This window comes from Planktotalea sp. (genome assembly GCF_049680325.1).
Lineage (GTDB): Bacteria > Pseudomonadota > Alphaproteobacteria > Rhodobacterales > Rhodobacteraceae > Planktotalea.
In genome coordinates this window covers 1-3,270 of sequence record NZ_JBAUHO010000023.1, presented here as the reverse complement: position 1 = coordinate 3,270, position 3,270 = coordinate 1, and the positions used below count along the sequence as shown (strand labels likewise).

4 protein-coding genes are annotated in these 3,270 nt (G+C 55.5%); 2 read left to right on the top strand and 2 right to left on the bottom strand.

The features are described from left to right. Positions 1 to 406 (top strand): molybdopterin-binding protein (locus WBC85_RS01280; RefSeq protein ID WP_424432874.1); only part of this gene is annotated, 406 nt, incomplete at its 5' end. A gap of 3 nt (positions 407 to 409) precedes the next feature. Here the strand turns inward: WBC85_RS01280 and WBC85_RS01275 are convergent. Both WBC85_RS01275 and greA read right to left on the bottom strand, forming a co-directional pair. Beyond that, positions 410 to 1,426, bottom strand: a complete 1,017-nt coding sequence (locus tag WBC85_RS01275) for a hypothetical protein (RefSeq protein WP_424432873.1) — start codon at positions 1,424 to 1,426, stop codon at positions 410 to 412. 30 nt (positions 1,427 to 1,456) lie between these two features. Beyond that, the gene (greA, locus tag WBC85_RS01270; RefSeq protein ID WP_424432872.1) at positions 1,457 to 1,927 is read right to left on the bottom strand and encodes a transcription elongation factor GreA; all 471 of its coding nucleotides are present in this window, start codon (positions 1,925 to 1,927) and stop codon (positions 1,457 to 1,459) included. A gap of 264 nt (positions 1,928 to 2,191) precedes the next feature. Between greA and WBC85_RS01265 the strand changes: the two genes are divergently transcribed. After that, on the top strand, positions 2,192 to 3,270 hold a 1,079-nt coding region (locus WBC85_RS01265; protein WP_424432871.1), incomplete at its 3' end, for an NAD(P)/FAD-dependent oxidoreductase.

The following is a 3,270-nucleotide window of genomic DNA, read 5'->3' as shown; positions in this document are numbered from 1 at the left end:
GACAGGTTCATTGGCAATGTGGCGCATTGCGTTGAAACCGGGGCGGCCACTTGCGCTGGGAATCTGGAACGGCACGCCGGTATTCGGTCTGCCTGGCAATCCCGTCGCTGCGCTGGTTTGCACCCTGATTTTTGCGCGGCCGGCTTTGAACCTGCTGTCAGGTGCAGGCTGGAGCGCGCCGCAAGGCTTCCAGATACCTGCCGCGTTTACAAAGCGTAAAAAGGCGGGCCGACGCGAATTTCTGCGTGCGCGGATCAGGGACGGGCACGCAGAGGTGTTCAAATCCGAAGGGTCAGGTCGGATCAGCGGGCTTAGCTGGGCTGAAGGCCTGGTTGAACTGCCCGACGGGGCAATGGATGTCACGCGCGGATCAATGGTGCGCTACATTCCGTTCACGTCATTCTAAGGCTTAATTGAACGTCCCCGCGATACGTCCAAGCAACATGAACGCGCGCGCCGTGCGTGTACCCGACAGTGCAGCAATTTCGGAATCCGACGCAACCTCTTCAAATTCCGCAAAACTTTTGTCGAAGCGGCGCAAGAAGTGATGCGCCGCATCGCGAAAGATCGTGTCCTGCTTCATCCGCGCAGCGGAAAGGGCAAGGGATGATCGATCCCGAATGCCGCCAAGCGCAGCGATCGTGCGACCACGTTCACCCGCTGCAAAGCGCCGCCAGATTTCCGGGCGCGCCGCATCGGGACGTAGATCATCCATATAAATGCCATCTTGGCTGAGCAACGTCAGAACGTCCTGCGCCGCTTGGATCAACTGTGCAGCTTTGCGGTCCTTCAACGCCTTTCTAAGCGCGTCGAACCCTGCTTTGTCTTCTGCATCCTCGGGGAAGTTCAGCGCACGAATGAAGGCTTCGCGCTCCAGTGGCGGCTCCATATCCGTCGCTTGGGTGCCAAGCGCGAGGCTGGGTTGCTCGGACGGATCGGCAGCGATAGGCGCGGCGGGTGCAGGTTTGCGCACGGGCGACGTATCGCGTTTGGTTGAAAATTTTGCCAGTGTCGTTTCGGTCTTGCGCTGGGCGGCTGCGATTTCATCGAGCTTGCGCGTCACCGAAGGTTCGCTCGCCATGTTGCGGCCTTGGCTTTGCGCGACATAGGCTTGACGGATCGCATCAATGGCCGCCTGCAAACGCTGGCTTTCCTCGCGCATCACGCGGGATGAGCGCGCGGCGGTCGCCGCGACCCAGATCATCGCCACGGGCATGAAGATCGCGAGCATCGTCATCAAAAAGCGCAAGCCACCCGTGCCATCTGGCGCGCTTTCGCTCGGCAGGGTCAAAAAGAAGATCGCAGCGCCAAGCAGCCACAACAGGCTAAGCGCAATAGCAATGATCTCAATCCCCGTAATCGCGGATTTTGATGGGCGATCATAGATACCCAAAGGCGTTGATTTTCCGTCAGAGCCGTCAGCCATGCTCACTTCTTTCGCTCTTATTTAGATGCCTTAGATATATTCGATCTTTAGCACTTCGTATGACTTGCTGCCACCCGGCGTGCTCACCTTTACGCTATCGCCTTCTTCTTTGCCAATCAAAGCGCGCGCAATAGGCGACTTTATGTTCAAAAGCGAGGCTTCGACATTGGCTTCATGCTCGCCCACGATTTGCCATGTCTTTTCTTCATCCGTGTCTTCATCGACCAAAGTGACGGTCGCGCCGAACTTGATCGCGCCCTTCAATGTCTTGGGGTCAATGACAGAAGCCAATGAAAGAATACCCTCCAAAAGCTTGATGCGACCCTCGATGAAACTGTGCTTTTCACGGGCTGAATGATACTCGGCGTTCTCGGACAGATCGCCATGCTCACGCGCTTCCGCGATAGCAGCAATGATGGCCGGGCGCTCGACAGTTTTGAGCTGCTTTAGCTCAACTTCGATGGCCGTGTGCCCTGACTTGGTCATTGGTATCTTTTCCATGGCCTTACCTCGACTTAACTGCTCTGTACTGTGATAGAAAAACGCCGGACGAACCGGCGCATATGACTAAACGTTTTCAGCGGTTAGATTGCCCCGAGCCGCAGGTCAATTGCAAGCGATGATGCACATATCGGCACTTTGAACGAACAAAGGCCGATTTTATGCCAAAAGCGTGGTTTTTACGCTTGGTTGCAATTGACCGCAATACAGGTCGCTTGATACGCCTTCGCGAAGCAATTTTAACGCATTTAAAAAGGACGCCACATGTCTGATACAACGCGCGAGACGATGGACTATGATGTTGTGATCGTTGGCGCAGGCCCAGCAGGCCTGTCTGCCGCAATCCGTTTGAAGCAACTAAATGCCGATCTGGATGTCGTCGTTTTGGAAAAAGGTTCTGAGGTTGGCGCGCATATCCTTTCTGGTGCGGTCCTTGATCCTTGTGGCTTGGACAAGCTGATTCCCGATTGGAAAGAAAAAGGTGCGCCGCTGAATGTGCCTGTGAAAGAAGACAATTTCGTCATGCTTGGTGAAGCTGGCCAAATTCGTATCCCGAATTTTCCGATGCCACCGCTGATGAACAACCACGGCAACTACATTGTGTCCATGGGCAATGTCTGCCGCTGGATGGCCGAGCAAGCCGAAGCGCTTGGCGTTGAAATCTTCCCCGGAATGGCCTGTTCAGAGCTGGTCTACGGTGAGAACGGCGAAGTCAAAGGCGTCGTCGCTGGTGTGTTCGGTCTGGAAGCCGATGGCACGCTTGGCCCCAATTCCGAACCCGGCATGGAGCTACACGGCAAATATGTGTTCCTAAGCGAAGGCGTGCGCGGCTCCCTGTCAAAAGAGGTCATCGAAAAATACGGCCTCTCGGACGGTAAAGAGCCACAAAAATTCGGTCTCGGGATGAAGGAAATCTGGGAAATCGACCCCGCCAAACACAAAGAGGGCACAGTCACCCACACGATGGGCTGGCCTTTGGGCAGCAATGCTGGCGGCGGTTCCTTTATTTACCATCTCGAGAACAATCAGGTCTATGTCAGCTTTGTGGTTCACTTGAACTACAAAAACCCGCACCTGTTCCCTTATATGGAATTCCAGCGTTTCAAGCACCATCCAATGGTGGCCGATCTGCTAAAGGGCGGCAAACGCGTAGCTTACGGCGCGCGCGCGATTTCCGAGGGCGGCTATCAGTCTATGCCAAAAATGGTCGCCTCTGGTGTGGCTTTGCTTGGGTGTTCTGTTGGCATGGTCAACGTACCGCGCATCAAGGGCAACCATAACGCGATGCTCTCGGGCATCGCCGCTGCTGAAGCGGCGTTTGCAGCGATCACAGATGGTCGCTC

Bases quoted from the DNA above. Each gene is read 5' to 3' on its own strand.
- WBC85_RS01275 (WP_424432873.1), bottom strand. From the start codon at position 1,426: ATGGCTGACGGCTCTGACGGAAAATCAACGCCTTTGGGTATCTATGAT.
- greA (WP_424432872.1), bottom strand. From the start codon at position 1,927: ATGGAAAAGATACCAATGACCAAGTCAGGGCACACGGCCATCGAAGTT.